22 protein-coding genes are annotated in these 21967 nt (G+C 55.4%); 8 read left to right on the top strand and 14 right to left on the bottom strand.

Annotated elements, in window-relative coordinates; translation table 11 throughout:
* Positions 1 to 3 precede the first annotated feature (3 nt).
* The 7 genes from trbJ to BC440_RS17230 all read right to left on the bottom strand — a co-directional run bounded on the left by trbJ (position 4) and on the right by BC440_RS17230 (position 7332).
* On the bottom strand, positions 4 to 714 hold the full coding sequence (gene trbJ / locus BC440_RS17200; protein WP_071240720.1) for a P-type conjugative transfer protein TrbJ: 711 nt from the start codon (positions 712 to 714) through the stop codon (positions 4 to 6).
* Positions 711 to 3161 carry a conjugal transfer protein TrbE gene (gene trbE / locus BC440_RS17205; RefSeq protein WP_071240721.1) on the bottom strand — a complete coding sequence of 817 codons (2451 nt, stop codon included), beginning with the start codon at positions 3159 to 3161 and terminating at the stop codon, positions 711 to 713. Before trbE ends, trbJ begins: the two co-directional genes overlap by 4 nt.
* The gene (locus tag BC440_RS17210; RefSeq protein ID WP_071240722.1) at positions 3155 to 3424 is read right to left on the bottom strand and encodes a VirB3 family type IV secretion system protein; all 270 of its coding nucleotides are present in this window, start codon (positions 3422 to 3424) and stop codon (positions 3155 to 3157) included. Before BC440_RS17210 ends, trbE begins: the two co-directional genes overlap by 7 nt.
* Entirely contained in the window at positions 3424 to 3759 is a 336-nt protein-coding gene (locus tag BC440_RS17215; protein ID WP_071240723.1) for a TrbC/VirB2 family protein, read from the bottom strand. Before BC440_RS17215 ends, BC440_RS17210 begins: the two co-directional genes overlap by 1 nt.
* Positions 3760 to 3772: 13 nt before the next feature.
* On the bottom strand, positions 3773 to 4753 hold the full coding sequence (gene trbB / locus BC440_RS17220; RefSeq protein WP_071240724.1) for a P-type conjugative transfer ATPase TrbB: 981 nt from the start codon (positions 4751 to 4753) through the stop codon (positions 3773 to 3775).
* Positions 4750 to 5151: a CopG family transcriptional regulator gene (locus tag BC440_RS17225; protein WP_071240725.1), complete on the bottom strand. Its 402-nt coding sequence runs from the start codon at positions 5149 to 5151 to the stop codon at positions 4750 to 4752. Before BC440_RS17225 ends, trbB begins: the two co-directional genes overlap by 4 nt.
* Before the next feature lie 147 nt (positions 5152 to 5298).
* Entirely contained in the window at positions 5299 to 7332 is a 2034-nt protein-coding gene (locus BC440_RS17230) for a conjugal transfer protein TraG (protein WP_071240726.1), read from the bottom strand.
* 184 nt (positions 7333 to 7516) lie between these two features.
* On the opposite strand from BC440_RS17230, the gene BC440_RS17235 reads away from it, so the two are divergent.
* Positions 7517 to 9283: an SIR2 family protein gene (locus BC440_RS17235; RefSeq protein WP_071240727.1), complete on the top strand. Its 1767-nt coding sequence runs from the start codon at positions 7517 to 7519 to the stop codon at positions 9281 to 9283.
* Complete coding sequence (locus tag BC440_RS17240) at positions 9280 to 10716, top strand: nuclease PIN (protein ID WP_071240728.1); 1437 nt, start codon at positions 9280 to 9282, stop codon at positions 10714 to 10716. Before BC440_RS17235 ends, BC440_RS17240 begins: the two co-directional genes overlap by 4 nt.
* A 411-nt stretch (positions 10717 to 11127) precedes the next feature.
* Here the strand turns inward: BC440_RS17240 and rlxS are convergent, their stop codons facing one another.
* The 6 genes from rlxS to BC440_RS17265 all read right to left on the bottom strand — a co-directional run bounded on the left by rlxS (position 11128) and on the right by BC440_RS17265 (position 15696).
* Positions 11128 to 13104, bottom strand: coding sequence for a relaxase/mobilization nuclease RlxS (gene rlxS, locus BC440_RS17245; RefSeq protein ID WP_071240729.1), 1977 nt, complete (start codon positions 13102 to 13104; stop codon positions 11128 to 11130).
* Between the two features lie 252 nt (positions 13105 to 13356).
* Positions 13357 to 13914 carry a lytic transglycosylase domain-containing protein gene (locus BC440_RS17250; RefSeq protein WP_071240730.1) on the bottom strand — a complete coding sequence of 186 codons (558 nt, stop codon included), beginning with the start codon at positions 13912 to 13914 and terminating at the stop codon, positions 13357 to 13359.
* A complete protein-coding gene (gene traF, locus BC440_RS17255) occupies positions 13902 to 14420 on the bottom strand; it encodes a conjugative transfer signal peptidase TraF (protein ID WP_139192140.1) in 519 nt (172 codons plus the stop codon). The genes BC440_RS17250 and traF overlap by 13 nt, the downstream gene beginning before the upstream one ends.
* 26 nt (positions 14421 to 14446) lie before the next feature.
* Entirely contained in the window at positions 14447 to 14686 is a 240-nt protein-coding gene (locus BC440_RS17260; protein ID WP_007092083.1) for a helix-turn-helix domain-containing protein, read from the bottom strand.
* Between the two features lie 179 nt (positions 14687 to 14865).
* On the bottom strand, positions 14866 to 15039 hold the full coding sequence (locus BC440_RS23195) for a hypothetical protein (protein WP_167710579.1): 174 nt from the start codon (positions 15037 to 15039) through the stop codon (positions 14866 to 14868).
* Positions 15040 to 15357: 318 nt separating this feature from the next.
* Positions 15358 to 15696 (bottom strand): DUF736 domain-containing protein, encoded by a 339-nt coding sequence (locus BC440_RS17265; RefSeq protein WP_007092084.1) that lies wholly within the window; start codon positions 15694 to 15696, stop codon positions 15358 to 15360.
* A 609-nt stretch (positions 15697 to 16305) separates the two neighbouring features.
* Here BC440_RS17265 and BC440_RS17275 point away from each other — a divergent pair.
* Positions 16306 to 16926: a PAS domain-containing protein gene (locus BC440_RS17275; protein ID WP_083379412.1), complete on the top strand. Its 621-nt coding sequence runs from the start codon at positions 16306 to 16308 to the stop codon at positions 16924 to 16926.
* Positions 16927 to 16990: 64 nt separating this feature from the next.
* Here BC440_RS17275 and cadR read toward each other — a convergent pair whose 3' ends face one another.
* A complete protein-coding gene (gene cadR / locus BC440_RS17280; protein WP_004364961.1) occupies positions 16991 to 17398 on the bottom strand; it encodes a Cd(II)/Pb(II)-responsive transcriptional regulator in 408 nt (135 codons plus the stop codon).
* Positions 17399 to 17493: 95 nt separating this feature from the next.
* Between cadR and BC440_RS17285 the strand changes: the two genes are divergently transcribed.
* From BC440_RS17285 to BC440_RS17305, 5 genes are all read left to right on the top strand, one after another.
* Positions 17494 to 18390 carry a cation transporter gene (locus BC440_RS17285; RefSeq protein WP_004574643.1) on the top strand — a complete coding sequence of 299 codons (897 nt, stop codon included), beginning with the start codon at positions 17494 to 17496 and terminating at the stop codon, positions 18388 to 18390.
* A 3-nt stretch (positions 18391 to 18393) separates the two neighbouring features.
* On the top strand, positions 18394 to 18906 hold the full coding sequence (gene lspA, locus BC440_RS17290; RefSeq protein ID WP_064790853.1) for a signal peptidase II: 513 nt from the start codon (positions 18394 to 18396) through the stop codon (positions 18904 to 18906).
* A gap of 21 nt (positions 18907 to 18927) precedes the next feature.
* Positions 18928 to 20217, top strand: a complete 1290-nt coding sequence (locus tag BC440_RS17295; RefSeq protein ID WP_004574636.1) for an ISL3-like element ISPpu12 family transposase — start codon at positions 18928 to 18930, stop codon at positions 20215 to 20217.
* 41 nt (positions 20218 to 20258) lie between these two features.
* Entirely contained in the window at positions 20259 to 21176 is a 918-nt protein-coding gene (locus BC440_RS17300; protein WP_282097247.1) for a methyl-accepting chemotaxis protein, read from the top strand.
* A gap of 220 nt (positions 21177 to 21396) precedes the next feature.
* Positions 21397 to 21858 (top strand): GNAT family N-acetyltransferase, encoded by a 462-nt coding sequence (locus tag BC440_RS17305; protein ID WP_007092087.1) that lies wholly within the window; start codon positions 21397 to 21399, stop codon positions 21856 to 21858.
* Positions 21859 to 21967: the final 109 nt, after the last annotated feature.

Consider the following 21967-nt stretch of genomic DNA (forward strand, 5'->3'; position numbering starts at 1 on the left):
CGATTATTCGTCATAAACACTGGATGTGCCGAGGAAACGTTGGGTCAAAGCCCGCCCACTTTCCTCGCTCTGGGCCTTGCGCGCCCGATCCTGGGTTTCCGCCCGTTGCTGGGCAACCAGCATCGACTGGATCTGCATCTGCTGTTTGGTCGAAAGCGCCAGCAACTGATTGGCGGCCTGCTGGGCGACCAATGCTCCGGGAGCGCCCTGGCTTCGGGCCACCAGATCGTTGAGCAACTGACGGTCCTGCTGGATATTGCCGGCAATCCCCGCCTGCAGGCGCAGGCTTTTGCGATAGGCCGTCATGGTATTTTGCCAGCGTGCGCGCGCCGCGGTCGCGACGTCACTGGCCTTGAGGGTCTCCTCATAGCTGTCGGGATATTGCCGGGCGAGTTGCAGATCGAGCTCGGCAACATCAAACCCGATCCCGTCAGCCTGCATCATCAAGCCATCGATCCGGTCGAGCGCACTCATCATCTGGCTGGCGGAGGAATAATCCAGACGCTCGAGATTGCGCGCCATGTTCTGCAACATCGTCGCCTGGTTCTGAAGCGAGCGGATCTGATTGTTGATCTGTTCCAGCGCCCGGCTGGCCTGCAGGATGTTCTGGGCGAAGTTGGTGGCATCAAATACCGGCCAGGCGGCAAGGGCGATATGGGTCCAGAGCAAAGCTGGCAAAACAACTGAAATGAATTTGGACATTATACGTGTCATGAGGCCTCTCCTGCTCTGGAAAACTGGCTGATCAGATCCCCGGCCCAGTCCAACCCTCTGGCCGCGAGGAAGTGTTGGGCAAAATCCGCATGCCCGTGATCGGCCAACACCTGATCGATGAGCTTCTGGGCGGCCGGGTCCGAGGCCCCGCACAGGGCCAGAGCAACCGGGCCGAGCCCGAGCTCAAACAGCCGGTTACCTTGTCTGGATTGCAGGTAATAGTGACGTTTGGGTGTGGCCTGGGCGATCAGATCGATCTGGCGGCCATTCAAACCGAACCGTTCATAGGTTTCTCTCGCCTGCGGTTCGATGGCCCGATCATTGGGCAGGAAGATCCGCTGTGGACAGCTTTCGATGATGGCTGGTGCAATGGTTGAGTCCGCAATATCGGCGAGTGACTGGGTCGCGAAGATCACCGAGACATTGCGCTTGCGCAGTACCTTGAGCCATTCGCGAATGCGCGCGGCAAACAGCGGATTATCAAGATAGATCCAGGCCTCATCAAGAATGAGCAGACTGGGACGACCGTCAAACCGGGCTTCGAGCCGATGGAACAGCCAGGTCAGAACCGGAAGCACCGCCCCGGCCCGGTTCATCAGGTCCTCGGTCTCAAAGCAATGAATGTCAGACAACGTCAGCCGGTCTTCAGCCGCATCGAGCAGATAGCCGAGCGGGCCTTCCAGCGTATAGGGCTGAAGGGCTGCTTTAATCGCATTGGACTGCAGCAGCATGACAAGGCCGGTCAGGGTGCGTTCCGCGACCGGCGCACTTGCCAGACTGGACAGGGCTGACCAGACCATATCCTTGATCTCTGGCGTCACCCGAACCTTCTCATGATCAAGCAGCATCGCGATCCAGTCCGCAGCCCAGCTTCGGACCGCCGGATCGTCGATCTCGCGCAATGGCTGGAAAGACAGACCTTCACTAGCACCCAGAGGATAATGCTCCCCGCCCATGGCCAGTACCGCAGCGCGTGCCGAGTTGCCCTTATCGAACATATAGATCTGCGCATCGGGATAGCGGCGAAACTGCATCGCCATCAGGGCGAGCAGAACCGACTTGCCCGCCCCGGTGGGCCCGACAATCAGCATATGCCCGACATCGCCGATATGGGTGGAAAAGCGAAAGGGTGTGGTCCCCGAGGTTTGCGCATAGAACAATGGCGGACAAGGTTGCCCTGTGACCTCGGAGAGATGGGCGTTACCACTCGGTCCGGCCCAGACTGCCGAGAGCGGTGTCAGATGGGCCAGATTAAGCGTATGGATCAAAGGCTGGCGGACATTGGCATAGACATGCCCCGGCAGACTGCCAAGCCAGGCTTCCACCGCATTAACCGTCTCGCGGATTGTTGTGAAACCATGCCCATTGACGATCCGCTCGACCGTTCTGATCTTGTCCTCGACGGCCTGAAGATCAGAATCGAAGACCGTCACCGTAACCGTCAGATAACCGAACCCGACATGATCACCGCCCAGCGCCTGCAGGGCGGCATCGGCATCCACCGCCTTGTTATCCGCATCGCTATCAACAAGAGCCGAGGCCTCATTGGTCATCACCTCGCGCAGGATGGCGGCAACCGATTTGCGCTTGGCGAACCATTGCCGGCGCAAGCGGGTCAGCACCCTGTTGGCATCGGTGCGATCCAGCGGCATGAAACGCGAGACCCAGCGATAGGCAAAATCCTGATGATTGAGCGCATCCAGCACGCCGGGACGGGTGGTGTCTGGAAAGCCCATAATGGTGATGCTGCGCAGATGCCAATCCCCCAACATCGGCTCCAGGCCGCCTACAAGCGGCGTGTCGGCCAGGATGGCATCGAGATAGACCGGAATCTCGGGCGCATGTACCGGATGGTGTTTGGTCGAAACGGTTTCGTGCAGAAACGTCAGTGTCTCGTCGTCATCCAACGGGACGAACTCAGGCATGAAGCCAGCCAGCAGGTCCAGCACCCGCTCCGTATCCTCGGTGAACCGTTCCAGTTCCAGCCGCCAGTTCCGTCCTTCTTCCTTCCGGCCGGTTTCCACAAACAGCTTTGTGCCGCGTGACTGGATGTCGGGGGGCGGCATGAACAGCAAGGTCAGGTAATAGCGGCTTTCAAAATGTGCGCCCTGACGTGCTTCGGCAAAGGCCGCCCGGCGTTCCTCATCGACCAGCCATGAGGCGGGATCGGGGAATTCAGACACCGGATAGGTCTCGGCTTCACTTCGGTTTGCTTCAAAGAACAGCGCCCAGCCCGAGCCAAGACGTTTGAGCACATTATTGACCCGCGCACAGAACCCGACCAACTCGGCCTCGGTGGCACTTTCCAGATCGGGGCCGCGAAACCGAAATGTCCGCTGAAGGCTGCCATCCTTGTTCAGCACGATCCCCGGAGCAACCAGAGCTGCCCATGGCAAGAGATCGGCGAGACATGCATTCTTGTTGCGATATTCGGCAAGGTTTAGCATCGCCACCATCTCCTCTGACGCAGATGGCGGGCGAGGACCGGTAAAAAATCCGGATCGCGTTTGGCAGCAAATACCGCCAGTGTCTGACCGATAAAGAACAGCCCCAGTCCGGCAGCCCATTGCTGCAGGCCAAGCCCGATGGCCGCCGCGAACGTGCCATTGAGGATCGCAACCGAACGCGGTGCGCCTCCAAGAAAGATCGGTTCGGTCAGTGCCCGGTGGACGGGAATATCAAACCCCTCAATGGATCGATCATCACGCATCAGACCAGCGCCCCGCCGCCAAACGAGAAGAAGGACAGGAAGAAGGAACTGGCCGCAAAGGCGATCGACAGGCCAAACACGATCTGGATCAGGCGCCGGAACCCGCCGGAGGTTTCGCCAAAGGCCAGGGTCAGACCGGTGACGATGATGATGATCACTGCAACGATCTTGGCCACCGGTCCCTGAACGGATTCCAGAATGCGCTGCAATGGCTCCTCCCAGGGCATGCCCGAACCGGCAGCCATGGCATCGGGTGCCAGAGCGATCAGCATTACTGCCGCCAGACAGAAAGCCGACAGGAGAGTGCGTTGTGGTGCATAATGTCTTGCGAACATGATCTCGCTCCATTCACAGGGATTGCAATCGGGGAAGAGTGAGCGGGGTCAGGGCGTAATCGCCATTGCCATCCAAACCATTGAGCGTGGCGATGGTCTCGATCCTGCGCGCCGGACCACGCCCGGAGATGAACACCACCAGATCAATCGCCTCGGCGATCAGGTGACGTGGCACGACCGTGACCGCTTCCTGCACCAGTTGCTCGATGCGATAGAGCGCGGCATGGGCGGAATTGGCATGGACGGTCGCAAGCCCGCCGGGATGGCCGGTATTCCAGGCCTTGAGCATGTCCAGCGCTTCCGGTCCCCGCACCTCGCCAACAATGATCCGGTCGGGTCGCAGACGCAGGGTCGAGCGCACCAGATCGGAAAGCGACACCACATCGCGCCGGGTGCGCAGCGCCACGCAATCACGGGCGGCACATTGCAGCTCGCGCGTATCCTCAATCAGGATCACCCGATCCTCACAATCGGCGATCTCGGCGAGCAAGGCGTTGGCCAGTGTGGTTTTGCCCGACGAGGTGCCCCCGGCAATCAGGATGTTCCTGCGATCACGCACCGCCTTGCGCAGGGCATCTGCCTGCAGTGGCAGCGCGATCCGGTCACGAACATAATCGGTGAGTGTATAGATGCGTTCGGCAGGTTTGCGGATGGCAAAACAGGGGGCTCGCACCACCGGTGGCAATAGTCCCTCGAAACGTTCGCCACCGACGGCATTGGTTTGGGCCGGGAGTTCGGCGCTGACAATCGGCTGATCGGCATGGGTTTCGGTGCGGATATGTGATGCCACCAGACGGATAATCCGTTCCGCCTCGGCCGGGTGAATAACCACCCCGGTATCGATGCAGCCCCGCCCCAGCCGATCAAGCCACAGTTTGCCATCCGGGTTGACCATGATCTCGATCACGGCCGGATCCTTGAGCGCTTCAGAGATCGGAGCCCCCAATGCGGAGCGCAGCATGTCGCGGCGACGTTGTTCGGAGACGCTGTTCATTGTTCCGCCTCCGCCTCATCACTCTCGAACGATTTGCGCCCACCGGCAATCTGGCGACCGACCTGTTCGATGAATTTTTGATAACGCTCATTGGCCACTGCCTGGGTGGACTTGTCCGGGACTGGGGTATGAGCGTTGAAGGTGAGATAGAGGCGCACGAAAAACGCAAGGCTCTCGGTCAGAACGTCAATATCCCGGCGCACCAGTGCACTCTCCCGGCTGAGGCGGTCCAGACGGATGCGCAATGCCTCTTCAAGAGCATTGGCACCGCGATGGCGGAAATAGTGACGCAGGGCATCGCCGATGATCGCGGATTTGGAGGTCCCCGGACGTGCCGCCAGTGCTTCAAGCTCGGCACTGGTATCAGCATCGATATAGATGTTGTGACGCGGCTTCATCGCCCCTGCCCTGATTATCGGAAAAGGTCAGGGAAGAATGGGACAAAGGGCCAAAATCTCTTATGTGCCCTACCTACGACGAAACACGTTCTTTATCGACAGAACACAATTGTAAGTTTTTAAATGTTCGGACAGAGCTGACACCGTTTATAACCCGTCCAGTAAATCACGCTCAGGTCCCAAGGCCTCATTCAAACCATAGACACGGGCAGGCTTTGACAATCGGTCAATCACCCGTTTGTCCGCAACGACCTCGCTATCTTCATCAAGCAATCCGGGCAAATCAGCTTGTGTCAGCTCCGGTTCGATCACCTTCTGCTCTTCGGACAATGAAGGATGACGTTGCTGCTGCATTCCACCTTCATCGGCGCTTCCGGAAACGGAAGGATCACGATCTGCACCAGACAGACGGTCATCCATTTTGCGCACCTGTCCCGACCAGTCGTCTTTGCGTGCGTTCGGTTTGTCCGAATATTCTACATTTGACAGAACCGGTGCCTGCAAAATACGGGATGTGAAGTTTCGGTCCTCGTAGTAGCGCAGCTTCTTGGCCCGGATCGGTGAAAGCCCGGAAATCAGGACCAGTTCATCTTTGGGTGGCAATTGCATCACCTCACCTGCGGTCAGAAGCGGTCGTGCTGTCTCCTGACGTGAGACCATCACATGGCTGAGCCAAGGCGCTAGCCGATGACCGGCATAGTTGCGCATGGCCCGCTGTTCTGTTGCCATCCCAAGTGCATCGGAAATCCGTTTGGCAGTCCGTTCATCATTTGACGAGAATGCGATCCGGACATGGCAGTTATCAAGAATGGCGTTGTTCTCGCCATAGGCCTTGGAGATTTGGTTGAGCGACTGGGCGATCAGATAAGCCCGGATGCCGTACCCGGCCATGAATGCCAGTGCCGTCTCGAAGAACTCCAACCGCCCAAGAGCCGGAAATTCGTCGAGCATCATCAATAATAGATGCTTGCGTCCCTTGGCAGGATCGCCTTCGAGGTGTTCTGTCAACCGTCGACCGATCTGATTAAGCACCAACCGCACCAAAGGTTTGGTTCGGGAGATATCGGACGGCGGGATGACCAGATAGAGCGAAACAGGTTTTTCCACGTCCATCAAATCGGCGATCCGCCAATCGCACGCTGCGGTCGTCATCGCCACCGTCGGATCGCGATACAGCCCGAGAAAGGACATGGCTGTCGACAGAACGCCGGATCGTTCATTCTCGGATTTGTTGAGCACTTCCCGTGCTGCCGATGCAACAACCGGATGGACCTTGGGATCATCCGGTGTTCCCAAATGATTGGTTGCCATCATCCGGCGCAAGGTGGCCGGAAAAGAACGACGCGGGTCGGACAGAAACGTCGCCACATGCGCCAGTGTCTTTTCTTCCTCGGCGTAAAGCACATGCAGAATGGTGCCGACCAGAAGCGCATGACTGGTTTTCTCCCAGTGATTCCGACGCTCCAGTGCGCCCTCCGGATCAACCAAGATATCTGCAATGTTTTGCACATCCCGGACCTCGTCAGGCCCTTTACGTACCTCCAGCAAGGGATTGTAACGGGCCGACCGGGGATCGGTCGGGTTGAACAACAGGCAGTGGGAGAATCTGGAGCGCCATCCAGCCGTCAGCTGCCAGTTCTCCCCCTTGATGTCGTGGATCACGGCTGAACCGGTCCAGGACAGAAGTGTCGGAATGACCAGTCCAACACCTTTGCCCGAACGCGTTGGCGCAAAGGCCATCACATGTTCCGGCCCGTCATGCCTAAGATACCTGCCCTGATATTTTCCAAGAAACACGCCTTTAGGACGGAACAATCCGGCTTTCGAGATTTCGTGCGGGAAAGCCCAGCGGGAGGACCCATAGGTCGTTACCAACCGGCTATGACGGGCGCGCCATAAGGAACCAACTACTGCGGCAGCACACCCCATAAAACCGCTTCCGGCCGCCAGCATTCCGGCCTTGTCGAATACCTCCGGCGCATAGGCCTCATAGAAATACCACCATGAAAACAGCTTCCATGGTTCATAAACCGGCCAATCGAGAATAACGAACCAGGGGTTACCGAGTTGTGCCTGATAGCCCAGCATATCGGCACACCATTGGGTTGCCGCCCAAACGCCATGTATCACTATGACGAATACAACTGCCGCCTGAACTATCAGGAGTTTAGTCGGAGTCATTAAAGACGATCCCGTTCTTGCTTAGATAAACGGAACAATCATTGCTCGATTTACTAGAACTTCTAACAACCCTTATGTACGATGGGACAACATAAATCAGTGGAATTGGCTAAACTTACGGGGATGAAATGAAGCAAATGCAAGTCTATGCGGCCTTCAATTTGAGCACATTAGTCAATAACACATGAACCAAGCTGAATTTACCCGGATATTTTGTGAACGACCGGCCGGCTATGCTTGGTTTTTGGGAGCTGGCGCATCGCACAATGCCAATCTCCCGACTGCAGAAGATATCATCTCAGATCTGAAGCGGCGCTACTATTGCAGCGAAGAAAACCAGACCTTCTCGACGAAGGACCTGCAAAATGATGCTGTGAGGGCACAAGTAGAGGCCTATGTGCAATCGCGCGGGTTTCCGGAGCGCTGGTCGGTGTCGGAATACACAACCTATTTCGAGACGATTTTTGGCGACGACCGTGAGCGACAACGGCACTACATATCGAGTATCTTGGCAGAAGACCGCGTCAGATTGGCTGTGGGCAACCGCGTTTTCGGCGCGCTGCTAGCCAGTGGTATGTGCCGGATGGCGTTCACAACGAATTTCGATCCGGTTGTAGAAAAGGCTGTCGCTGAGATATCCGGAAAGACGTTGTCAGCCTATCACCTCGAAGGTCCTCAGAATGCTGTGTCGGCGCTCAACAATGAACAGTATCCGATCTATTGCAAGCTACACGGTGATTTTCAGTATGACAGCATAAAGAACCTGCCATCTGATCTGGCAACGCAAAATGAAGAGCTCTCGAAGTGCATGGCCATAGCCGGTTCAAGGTTCGGCTTTGTCGTTGCAGGGTATTCCGGGCGCGATGAGAGTGTAATGGCTTTGTTACGGGCCATAGTGGAAGCTCCTAACCCATTCCCGCACGGCCTCTACTGGTTGAAGATGAGGAGATCGAAACCCCTAGATAGCGTCACCGCGCTCATGAGGAACGCCAAAGCTGCCGGAGTTCGTGCCGAGTTCGTTGACATCGATACCTACGACACCGTGATGCTCCGGCTGTGGCGTAATCTTCCCGATAAGCCGGATGAGCTTGATGCGAAGGTGCGAAAAGGTCGCGTTGAAAGAGTTCAGATCACAATACCAGCTCCGGAGGGTGGCAAGCCTGTTCTACGCTTCAATGGGCTGCCGATGATACAGGTCCCGACGACCTGCACCAAGGTGAAGCTGAAATCTGCCACAAGCTGGGAGGCTATTGCCGAGCTCAAACGAAAGCCGGAGACGGGCGCAGTTCTCACTTTTGACGGCGACGTCATGGCTTGGGGCAAACCAGACGATATTAAAGACAGCTTCGGAACGGATTTCCTCGACCAAAGCGAGATGACATTCGATCCGGATTGGCGAACAGGATCGCGACTTCACATCAAGAACTTTCTCGAAGAGGGTTTAGGGTGGGCACTTTGCCGCGAACGGCCGCTGCTCCAACGTCGCCAGAGGTCTGGGGTTTCCTTGATCGTTGATCACAAGGCTCAGAATGTAGGCATTTTGGAGGACTTGTACCGCGAGGTCGGCAAGGTCACCGGGCTAGTACCAGGGCTTTCCCTGCCAGCGACCGAAGAGCACAACGCTGTCCATCAAGTGCATTTCGCCGAGGCGGTTCACCTCTCGCTTAGTTATGCTGACGAGCGACTCTGGTTGCTCTTGAAACCCGACGTTTGGATATGGCCGACATTTGCGCGTCAGCATGCAACGCAGTTTTTAGACAGACGCAAAGCGGAACGACGGAACGACAAGCACGACCATCTGCTTTCTGCCTGGATTGGTATATTGTCCAATCATGCCGGGAGGAATGTTGAGGTGACCGTCTCTCCCTTTGAGGACGGTGTTGATTATGCAAATCCGGTTTTTGGCTTCTCAACACAGACAGGCTTTGCCATGAAGAAGGGTAGGAAATGACCAATGCGCTGCCGGCATATGCGGTCTCTCTCGAACCTGAGCTGATCTTTCACGGTGGGAAGACAGATCGTCATCCCCTACGCGGGCTGATCAATCACGGTCCTTTCAGTCTACGGTTCGGCGCACCATCAGTGGTTCGATTTGCCGTGATTGCCCCTTACGCGGATATGGCTCGGATTGATGGGTTGGTCCGGGAGCTGAGATCATCAGCACAGCCGAAAGAAGCACCGGCCTATTATCCGGAATATCCAGGCTTTGAAGCACTGATGCGCACGCCAATCGCTGATATCGAAGACGCTATGCGTTTCGCATTACCGGACGAACTGGACCGACTTGCGACTGCTAGGAACAGAATGGGGTTGGCGCAGTCGTTGCTCAATGAGGTGATCAAACTGCGAGCAGAGCGCCATCGCTTTGATGTCGCGTTGGTCTACCTGCCACGCTCCTGGAGCGATTGCTTTGAGGGCGAGAGCTTCAACTTGCACCACTTCATCAAGGCCTATTGTGCCCCCACTGGTATTCCAATCCAGATTCTGAACCAAGAGAGTTTTGATCGATCATGTAGGGCCAATGTAATGTGGGGGCTGTCTGTAGCGCTGTTTGCCAAGGCCCGCGGCGAGCCATGGAAACTCACTGGACTGGACCCGCAAGAAGCCTTCATTGGTATCAGCTATGCTACACGCCGGAAAACCGATGGTACCGGACAGGAATATACGACATGTTGCAGCCAAGTGTTTGATCCAGATGGAACGGGGTTTCAGTTTGTCGCTTATGACGCCAAGGAGTTCACGGAGGACCGCCGACACAATCCGTATTTGTCATATTATGAAATGCAGTCCGTGCTCGCAAAGAGCTTACACGTCTATCAATCTGGCCATGTCGGCCGGACGCCCAAGAAGATAACAATCCATAAGAACACGGAGTTCAAAGAGGAGGAGATCGAGGCGGCGCTAGACAGTTTCAACGAAGGCACTGAGGTCGAACTCGTGCAGGTCGTTCAATCCACCGATTGGACTGGCCTGAGATATACTTCAGGAAGACAAGCGCAGTACGGCAACCCTGCTGAACCGCCCAAGCCACACAACTATCCCGTCGAGAGAGGGACATACGTTCCTATTTCTCCATCGGAGGCATTGGCTTGGTCGCAGGGAAGCGTTACCCGTGTTCAGCTCAAGAACCCTAACTACAACATCTACAAAGAGGGCGCACTCAAACCGACACCATCGCCGCTCTTATTACGCCGGTTTTCTGGCTCAGGCGGGTGGCATGAAACAGTTAACGGCATTCTCGCGCTGACCAAAATGGATTGGAACAACAACACTTTGTATAAGAAGCTGCCAGTGACAATGGTTTATTCGGGTCGCTTCGCGGAGATTATTCAGCAAAACCCCGAGCTGGTGGATCAAGTCTTTGATTTCCGTTGCTTCATGTGAAGGCGGCTAAAGGTGTCATATCAATATTCAACTTTGGAGTTTGAATTTCTGTCTCTCTGGATACACGATCTAGCAAAAATGGTTGATCATTCAAATAACCTTCTCGCGCCTAGATTAGCGTTTCAACGTGTAGTCAGTTAGATTGAATTCGCTGCAGTAGAGCAGTCATTATACATAGTAGAGGATGGTACACATGGTTGGAACGGGCCCATTGAGGCATCTAAGTGTATTCTCTATTGCCCGACAGGTCGCGTGCCCTGCAAGCTATTTTGATAAGACACAAGCCGCTCCAGACAGAGAACATTACCAAATTACGATACCAATATAGAATGCACACAAGAGTAATGATGTTTTCTACTGAAAGAGCCTATTTCTTGACATTTATTGATTTTCTTGGATTATTTTTTTGCTTCACGAAATAAATGGGCCACCTCTCTGCCTGCCAATAGTCCATGATACCGTATTCCCGTCACGCATAATCCCTGATACCTGCTTGCCAAGCTGACGCTCCAGCACAGCCCGCCACGGAACAAGCGTAAACTCCCGGCTTTTCTCAATGAGCGCATATTTCCCGCTGGCAAGTTCGACCGAACGCCGTAATGTTCCCTCCACGCGCTCGCCAGAACCGGTCTCGACATAGGTCAAACCGAGTTCTCTCGAAAGCTGTCGGGCCATACGTGCCAGTTCCCGACGTTGTAATGTATTGATCAGATCGGAACGATAGATGATCCGGTCCTGCTCCTGACGCGCCAGTCCTTCGGAAATTAGCCATTGCCGACGTCGGGCCTGAGCATCTCGCACTTCGCGACCAAAACCGGCATCCCGAACAGATAATGAGTCTGAACCCACCAGCTCACGATCCAGCCAGGTCGCTCCGTCACTTTCCAGTTGCTGCTCAAGCGACAGATGGGATAGTTGCCGGATGATCACCGGCGAGGATTTGCCGCGCTCCCGTTCATATTCAACTGCCCGGTCGAGATGATCGGGTGCAATGATCCATGTGCCATCCGGTTCACGTTGGACACCTTGGGTTAAGCGGCGCATGGCTTCCAGCCGCCGAACATGGGCTCTGGCATATTCCTCCGTCGCTGTCGGATCATGTTCCAAATGCACGTCGATGCTGTAACGCCCGCCATTCTCCCGGGCGATATCGGCCACCGTGCGATCAACTTTCCGGGGCTGGATGTCTCTTGGCGAGATATGAACGATGCTGTCTTCTGGAACCGGCTCGGTCGCTTCCCCTTTGCCGATCTCGACATAACGGATATTGCCATCCACCCCGTCGACGATCAGGTAATGCCGATCGTTCAGTTCATCTGCCAGACCGCGTGTGACGACACGACCGACGATAGGCTGTTGGTCCAATTCACTTCTTGCATCAATCACAAAATCGGCGGGGCTACGGGCAATCTCCCGACGCTTCATTTCCCGGTGCAGGGTCTTGATGATGTCATCGCGTTCGCCCATCCGGGATAATGTTGCTTCCAGACCTTGCTCAAGTCGCCACTGACCGGGGATTATCTCCTCGGCCAGTCCAAGACGCCTGAGCTTTTGCAAGCGTCCTGCCCGCAGGCTCTGACGAAAGGCATCTTTATCTGCTGCACTGACAATCCGATCCTCGCCGATCTGACGCAGCAGGTTACGGTCAATGCTGGTCAAGCGATCCTGATCGATTTCACGCCGCAACCGGTTTTCAATTTCCAGATCGGTGCGCGGTCCGAGATCGAGGCTGACAATCTCTGCCGCCCGTTCCCGCATGCCGCGTGCCATGTAGTTGCGGGCAATAACCAGATCGCGCTCCTGATCATCCTTGCCGCGCACGAGAATATGGCTGTGCGGATGGCCGGTATTGAAATGATCGACCGCGACCCAGTCGAGTGTCGTGCCCAGATCGATTTCCATCTGCCTCATCAGCCGCCGGGTCACGGGTTTGAGATCGGCATATTCTGCACCATCCTCGGCCGAGACGATAAAGCGGAACTGATGCCGATCACCATCGGCCCGTTCAAGAAACGCCTTGCCATCCGCCCGATCCTGATCGGCGCTGTAAAGCTCGCCGGGCAAACCTTCTCTTGTAACGCCGTCGCGCTGGATATAGCGCAGATGCGCCCGTGCACCCTGCATGCCTTTCCCGGTCAACCGGACAATCCGTGATTTGATAATCACCAGACGCTGCCGAAAAGCGGCATAGTGATCACGACTGGCGAGAACCTGCCCGGCCCCGCTCGCACGTCCCAACCGGCTGCCGGTAAAACGGGACCGGCCCAAACGCCGAAATCCCCCTGCCCGATTGGTCGCTGCCAGCACTCGATGCAGGAACTTGCGCCCACCCTTGCCGCCACGCGAGCGGATCTTGCCAAGCTTGGGTTTGAAGACATCGTCAGCCATTGTGTTCTCCACGACCTGTCCACAACATTTGGCACCAATAAACGCAATTGTTTTCAACGGGTAACGCGAAGAATGGCACCATCCCTGCCCGCCTTGGCACTATCCTTGATCCTGAAAAAAGATGTGCAGACAAAGACTTGAGGGCATTGAGGCGAAGCGATGGTGCTGTTGTTTTATCTTGCCTTACGCTGCCCCGCTCTTCTGCCTCCAAGCGCATACCAGTTCGCATCTGGCTCCAAGCCTGCGAAAAACTCACGGGAACACACCGGAACCATTGCTGTGACTGGAAAGCGGGAAGAACAGAGCGGACCCGGAGAAATCCCCGGTCCCACCCGTATTGTCGCCCTCTCGCGTTGACACAAGCTCTTCAAGCTTTGGGACATAGCGTTGCGTTTCCACCGGCAAGGGTTTTCCGAAACGCAGATGAGCTTCATACCGTCCGGGACCGGCATGATAGGCCGCGAACAGACCGGGATAGCCGAACCGATCAGACATCTCGCGCAGATAAGCGGTGCCTGCGAGAATGTTGTCACGCGGATTGAAAGGATCATTGCCAAAGCCATAACGCTGTCGCAATTCACCCCAGGTTGCCGGCATCAATTGCATTAACCCCATCGCCCCGGCCGAAGAAACCGCGTCCGGTTTACCGCTACTTTCCACCTCTATGACAGCACGGATCCATTCCGAGGGAATGGCAAATCTTTGCGATGCGGTTACGATTTCGTGGTCCCAATTCTCCGCTGGCTGAGCATGAATATTGCTGATGAAGAGCCAACAAAGAAGGAAGATCAGAAGGTTCAGTTTACCCATAATGGTACGAGCCTCCCGATCAGGTTTTTGCTCCGCACAGGCCCGAAATACCGGCTGTCAAATGAGGCTGGCACTTCTGCCATCAGCAGGAAATATTCGCCGTCCTGCAGTAACCGGCACCCCTGCCACAGGCGCATTTTACGCCCGAAACTGTCGCGCTCAAGCTGTCGGGCGACCGCATGACCGTTGATCAGAATGACGCGACGGGCCACACAAACATGGTCCCCGGCAATGGCCGCAATGCGTTTGACAAGCGGGACATTGGCCGGGATGTAGTGGCGTGAACTTGCCAAGGCGGATACCGGTTTCGGGGGACGAACCAGAACGAAATCACCCTTTTGGGGCGCGCCGGAAACCATCCGATAGAGCCCGACCGGGGCGCTCGGCGATGCGTTCCAGATCAGCCACGGGATTCTGTTATAGGCTGTAGAAAGACCGATCAGGCCAATCCCGAGAACACCCAAAAGACCGGGACCGATGCCATGCCGGACATCCTTCCGGGGCATCAAGTGCCGCGATAAATGGCGGTATCTCATGCGCGTTCTCCGTCATCGGAGTGCGTGCCGGGTTCACGCCCTTCCGACCAGGCATCGAGATCGTCGATATGATAACGGACATAACGGCCATGTTTGCGATAGCGTGGTCCCTTGCCATTGAAACGCATCTTTTCAAGGGTTCGGGCGGATAGGGAAAGATAGAACGCCGCCTGCTGGGTGGAGAGAAAAGGGCTGCCCTTGCGGGCTTCCATCGCCCGTGTGTTGTAATCCGTCATCACGCGATCCTTTCGTCGAACATCGTCAAAAGCGATCGGAGTGTGGCGGGACAGGACGGGTCTGGGGACGCTCGAAAACCGCCCCCCTGTCAAAAACGATCCCCCTCATGGTGACGGGATTTCCATCACGAAAGGAGGCTACACCAATATTCAACTGCGGTCCTGAACATGCCCTTTGGTTATGGATTGTGCAGGGATTTCAGCAGACCATTCAGTTCAGTAAGCTGCTCCTCGGCTTCGCGTTTTTCCTCTTCCGGCAGGCCGTTCCGCAGTTCAATTTGCACCAGCCAGAGGGCCTCGTGCAGTTCGTCTTCACTGTAAAAATGGCCTTGATATGCGATGGAATGTGACATGATCTGCTCCTTCGATTGAACCGTTCTGTCATTGAGAACAGCGATCCGAAGGCATCCGCGCTGCATCGGTCAGGGACGGCCTTAGCCGCCGCGAAGCGGGCGCGGGAGGAACCGAAATGCAGAATGAAGCGAAGCGGAATGACGCATTTTGGCGGGGCCCGCGATCCTTGACGGATGCCAAAAGCCGGATGGCAAAATGGCACATTCGAGACGACAAACTCTCTTTCCCCTGCCCCACACGGAGCACAGTCTGTGATGGCGGAACATAAGAAAAGCCCCACCGGGATAACCCGGCAGGGCCAAGTGAGAAGGATATTTTCAGCGTTCGCGCGGTTCCCAAAGGGCCAGATGCGAGACGCCATCCTCGGTCGGTGTTTCGAGTTTGACGAGGCGGGCCCGAACCCAGTTTGGCCCGAATTCGGGGGCGGCGATCTTGAGGTTGATATAGGTTTCACCGCTGGTTTTGGCGATCTGGCTCCAGCCCGCACCGACCTCGTATCGGTTACCGTTGCCGGCATAGACGCGATAGTCAGGAGCGTTTTCGGCGATTTTTTCGGTCGGAACGATAACCAGGTTGGCGTTGATATTCAGGGTTTTGAGAAGGCCGGTGAAGCTGCCGTCATTCTGTTTGGTGAAAGTGCCAAGGGTGATAGCCATGATAGGTCTCCATTTGCTGTTTTATCGCGGGATCATCCCTGCGATGTCGCCAGCGAAAAGACCGCATAGCCGGAACGGTTCATCCGAAGGAGCGCAGCACAGCGAAGCACCCGCACGATCGAAAAATTTGTCGCGCGAGGAAGCCGGACGCAGGACGGCGGGGACATTTTTCGATCAGGCGGGTTGAACGGAACGGCGCGGGATTTACGCGCACAAAGACATGCAGGAATGGTTTCCACGAGCCTCAAACAGCCCAAAAGCGGAGACGAATAGCCATCAGACCAAGCCTTTACCAGAATAAAGACGACCAGAAACTTGGCGTTTTAAAGGTCGAAACCAGTCCCGTAGCTCGTTTGGTTCCGGAGGAACATCACGGTCCCCAATTCTGCTGTTCTGAGGCAAACCCAAACCGTTCGATCAAGGTATCGGCTTTGAACCGTTCTCCTGACCGCATCAAATCCTGCAATTCCCGGAATTATTTCTCGCCCACACGAACTTGAATCAAAGGCAACACCCCATACTTATGAATAGGACAGTAGTTACGGGCCGTCGTTACACGATTAAAGATCGCCCATCGCGATCACAACTCACCTCTGGGGAGAACCTTTCATGGCTTTCAATCTTTTCAAGAACGGTAATGGTGCGTTGCAGGGGCAACAGATTTATGAAGCTCTGGGCCGATCAATGGCCGTGATCGAATTTTCGCTGGACGGTAAAATCCTCACCGCCAATGCCAATTTTCTTGCCACCATGGGCTATGAACTGGATGAGATTGTCGGCAAGCATCATTCGATATTTGTCTTATCCGAATATGCCAAAAGCCCCGCCTACAAGGAATTCTGGCAGAAGCTTTCAAACGGTGAATTTGAGCGCGATGCGTTTCAGCGTATTCGCAAGGATGGTGAAACCGTCTGGCTTGAGGCAACATACAACCCGATCCTCAATGCCAGCGACCAGCCGGTCAAAGTCATCAAGTTTGCCACAGACATCACAGCCCGCCGCAAGGAACACGCCGCGCTGGAAGGGATGCTCAAAGCAATTGACCGCTCCCAGGCCGTTATCGAATTTGATCTCAATGGCAAAATTCTCAAAGCCAACCAGAATTTCCTCAATAGCATGGGATATAAAGAGGACGAAATAATCGGGAAGCACCACAGCATGTTTGTCGAACCGGGCTATGACAGTTCATCCGAATATAAAGAATTTTGGGTAAGCGGATTAAATGGTTGATCTTACCTTTGCATGAGAGTGAGACAGACCGGCATCTCATCGGATTATCTGGTTGATGCTTCACCTACTGCTGGTGCATGTTTCCTTCGCTAATTCCAGCAAGAACCCCACACGCCTCAACTTCCCGGTCATCGTTGCAACTCGCTCTCAGTGAAACGAGTTGTTTCTCAAGCGCTTGCAGAGCGGTTATCTGCGACCGCACATGAGAGATGTGATCATCGAGCAAGGCGTTGACGGCGGTACAAGGCTGATGAGGGTCGTCCTGATAGCTCTGTAGTTCGTGAATCTCAGCCAGTGACAGGCCCAGGATTCTGCAGCGACGGATGAAGGCCAGCCCCTCACCATGCTTCTCGGTATAGACACGGTAACCGTTGTCCTGCCGATCAGGCGGCGGCAACAAGCCCTGCTGTTCATAGAAGCGGATCGTCTGTGTTTCGACCCCTACCAACTGCGCCAACTGACCAATGCGCATCAGCCTCCTCCCCAACGGATTCTTTACTCTATTGACCTTATAGTAGCTTTATAGTTTTAAATGGTACCACAACATTGTTCAAGTGGAGTCGTATCATGAGCAAATCCTGTGGTGGCGCCTGTGGCGGTGATGCAACGTCCGCAGCGGATACCGATATACAGGCCTCCTCCGAGGCGCCAGGGAGATGGGTCAGTGTTTATGCCGTGCCGAAGATGGACTGTCCATCAGAAGAACGAATGATTCGCCTAGCCCTGAACGGCTTTGAGGAGATTCGGGCGCTGTCCTTCGACTTGTCGAACCGCCGGCTGAAGGTCGTGCATGACGGCGAGGTCGAGCCCGTCACCTCGAAACTGAAGACCTTGGGGCTAGGCGCCTCGCTTCAGGAAACCGTCGCTGCAAATCCGGAGACCATCAAGGCCGCCGAGTTTTCGGCAGCTTCTGCTAAGCAAGAATCCGGGACCCTGCGCTGGTTGCTCGGCATCAATGCACTTCTGTTCGTGGTGGAAATGACTGCCGGTCTGATCGCCCAATCCACCGGCCTGATTGGAGAATCCCTGGACAATTTTGCCGATGCGGCGGTGTACGGGCTTGCCCTTTATGCGGTTGGACATAGCGTGAAAATGCAGGTACGTGCCGCGCATCTTGCTGGTGTACTGCAACTGATCTTGGCTGTGGGCGTGCTCGTAGAGGTGGTGAGACGCTTTGTATTCGGTAGTGAGCCTGAATCGCTGGTGATGATGGCTATCGCATTCGTCGCATTGATTGCCAATACCAGTTGTCTGCTGCTCATATCCAAACATCGGGAAGGCGGGGCGCACATGAAGGCAAGCTGGATATTCTCGGCCAACGACGTGGTGATCAACCTGGGGGTCATCACCGCCGGCGCCCTGGTCGCGTGGACCGGTTCCAATTATCCGGATCTGATTATCGGCACCATCGCGGGGGGCATTGTACTTAACGGTGCCAGACGCATTTTGGCGTTGAAGGGTTAAATAATGCTCATTATTGGCAAAAAGCTCTCGCCGTATGCCCTATTGTTCATATCGGGCCTGCTGGCAGCGTCTGATCAGGCTGTAAAGTGGCTGGTGCAGCAATCAATGGCCTATGGCGAGTATGTTTCGGTGACCCCGTTCTTTAACTGGGTGCACCTATGGAACACCGGTGCCGCATTCAGTCTTTTTGCGAATGGTGGAGGCTGGCAGCGCTACTTTTTTATCGGAATCGCGGTAGTGGTCTCGATTTTTCTGATCAAGCTGATCCTTGAAAATCGTCATAAAGGAGAAGCCATCGCTTACAGTCTTATCCTCGGTGGCGCCATGGGCAACCTGATTGACCGGGTCTTTCGCGGCTATGTTGTGGATTCCTTTGATTTCTATTGGCGAGACTGGCATTGGCCGGCCTTCAACCTGGCTGATATTGCAATTGTCCTCGGTGCCTTACTTTTCGTTTCCAGCAGCTTGTTGGGTAAAAAAGCAAACACCAATGCCGAGCCGGATGGATCTGACTGACACCTACGCCTATACAACACCATGACCGAACTTCCCGACAACATCCTTCACCTGCCGCAATACCAAGTACTGGGCTGCAAATCAACCGACGACGAAATGCACTTCCAGGTGGACGTGCCCGATCCCATCGCCTGCGAGGAATGCGGCGTGCAGGGTGAGTTCGTACGGTTCGGCAAGCGTGACGTTCCCTATCGTGATCTGCCCATCCACGGCAAGCGGGTCACTCTCTGGGTGGTCCGCCGCCGATACACCTGCCGGGCCTGCAAGACAACATTCAGGCCCCAGCTACCGGAGATGGTGGACGGATTCCGTATGACACTGCGGCTGCATGAGTACGTGGAGAAGGAATCCTTCAACCACCCCTACACCTTTGTGGCGGCACAGACCGGCCTGGACGAGAAGACGGTGCGCGACATCTTCAACGCCCGCGCCGAGTTCCTGGGGCGCTGGCACCGCTTCGAGACGCCCCGCATCCTGGGCATTGACGAGCTATACCTGAACAAGCGCTACCGCTGCATTCTGACCAACATTGAGGAGCGAACCCTGCTCGACCTGCTGGCCACCCGCCGCCAGGACGTGGTGACCAACTACCTGATGAAGCTGAAAGACCGGCAGAAGGTCGAGATCGTCAGCATGGACATGTGGAACCCCTACCGGGCAGCGGTCAAGGCTGTGCTGCCCCAGGCCCGTATCGTGGTCGATAAGTTCCATGTGGTGCGCATGGCCAACGATGCCCTAGAGAGAGTGCGCAAGGGCCTCAGAAAGGAGCTGAAACCGTCCCAGAGCCGGACTCTCAAGGGAGACCGGAAAATCCTGCTGAAACGCGCTCACGAAGTCTCAGACCGGGAGCGCCTCATCATGGAGACCTGGACAGGCGCGTTCCCGCAACTGCTGGCCGCCTACGAGCACAAGGAGCGCTTCTACGGCATCTGGGACGCCACCACACGGCTCCAGGCAGAAGCCGCCCTGGACGAGTGGATAGCCACCATCCCGAAGGGCCAAAAGGAAGTCTGGAGCGATCTGGTCAGGGCAGTGGGAAACTGGCGCGAAGAGACCATGACCTACTTCGAGACGGACATGCCCGTCACCAACGCTTACACGGAGTCCATCAACCGACTGGCCAAGGACAAGAACCGTGAAGGGCGCGGTTACTCCTTCGAGGTGATGCGGGCACGAATGCTCTACACCACGAAGCACAAGAAGAAGGCACCGACTGCGAAGGTCTCTCCTTTCTACAAGAAAACCATCGGTTACGGACTGCCGGACTTCGCAGAGGAACTCAACTACGGAGTCGATCTATCAACCATCTGAGGGTGGTATCAGATTGATGGGGTGAAGGTGCCCCATCAACCATTAAATCCGTATACCCAGAATTTTGGGGTAAATTGAGAAAAGGCGAGGTTCAGGCCGCCCAGTTCAAACGCCTTGGCAAGAATGGCAAGGAAGTCTGGCTGGAAGCCGCCTATAATCCGATTTTTGATCAAAACGGCGTCCCGGAAAGGGTTGTCAAACTTGCAACGGATGTCACCGAACAGGTGCAGCTTCTGATCAATCTCAAAGCGATGATCGACACCAACTTTGGCGAGATCGACGAGAATATCGTCAGTCTCGACACGGCGGCAGCAAGCGGTGCATCGGCGGCGGCCCAAAGCTCCAGTTCCGTCCAAACCGTCGCGGCCAGTGCCGAAGAACTGTCCGCCTCGATCGCCGAAATCTCACGCAGCATGGCACAGAGCCGGGATGAAACGGAACGTGCCTTTTCCCAAACCGTCAATGCCAACCAATCGACACAAAAAATGGCGGACGTGGTTTCTGCAATGACCGGCATCGTCGAAGTCATTCAGGGCATTGCCGGGCAGATCAATCTGTTGGCGCTGAATGCCACCATTGAATCCGCCCGTGCCGGGGAAGCCGGAAAGGGATTTGCCGTTGTCGCCAATGAGGTCAAAAACCTTGCCAATCAGGCAGCCAAAGCCACCGACCAGATCTCGGCCGAAATCAGTGGCGTGCAGGAAATCTCGAACGAAGTTGTCCGGTCACTTGAAACAATTCGTGGCTCGATTGAGACCGCACGCGACAGTGTGACCAGTATCTCGTCATCCGTTGAAGAACAAAGTGCCGTGACAGAGAGTGTTTCTCAAAACATGCAGACAATGGCGGTATCGGTCGATGAACTGGTACAAAGGCTCACCGAGATTCAGGGTATTTCCGGTACGGTCGGGAATTCCGTCACAAGAACGCGTGAAGCGGCCGAAATTCTGGCGAGATAATTCAAAATCGGGGCCGTCAAAGAGGGTGGAGAATAGTCGGCCAATCGATTGCATGAGGCCTGGAACAGAGTAGTTATCTCGGCTTTACCGACATCTTAAGGCCCGTTACTTTGCAAGTCTGGTCTTTAAATCGGATCGGTGATGAAGGACAAGACATTTGCAGCTTACTCCGAACGTCACAGTTTCCCGATCCCCCCATCCCTGCATACCGGAGAAGCATGTGACCGATATTGCTATCACCCAGCTTAAGACCGCCAAACCGACAGATGTTCAAGCTATTGGAGCCCTGGTGACACAATTGTCTTCAACCGAACCTGGCTTTTCTCTGGGAAATCTGAAGGCGATGCTAGCGGACCCGTCGACAACAATCTTCGTGGCTCGTGCCAATGAAGAAATAGTCGGCATGACAACCCTGGTCATCTTTCGGGTTGCGACGGGACTACGTGCCTTCATTGATGATGTGGTTGTAATGACAACCCATCAAAAGCGCCGTTTGGGAGAAAGACTGGTGCGCGCAGCAATTAATCATGCGACATCCCATGGGATCGAAAAGATAGATCTGACCTCCCGACCTTCTCGTGAGACAGCCAATCGTCTGTATCAACGAATGGGCTTTGAACGACGGGAAACGAATGTTTATCGCTTGAAACTCAAGGCGGGCGTGGTTTCACCGGAGCCATGAAACGCCCGGTCATCTATCGGGAAAATCCTCGTTAACACTTACCTCTCGAACGCCCGGCGCGCGATAATAGGACAGCCAAGCTTATCGCTCACTCATCGCGGAGGCAGTC

Source organism: Thalassospira sp. MIT1004 (genome assembly GCF_001858545.1).
Taxonomy (GTDB): Bacteria; Pseudomonadota; Alphaproteobacteria; order Rhodospirillales; family Thalassospiraceae; genus Thalassospira; species Thalassospira xiamenensis.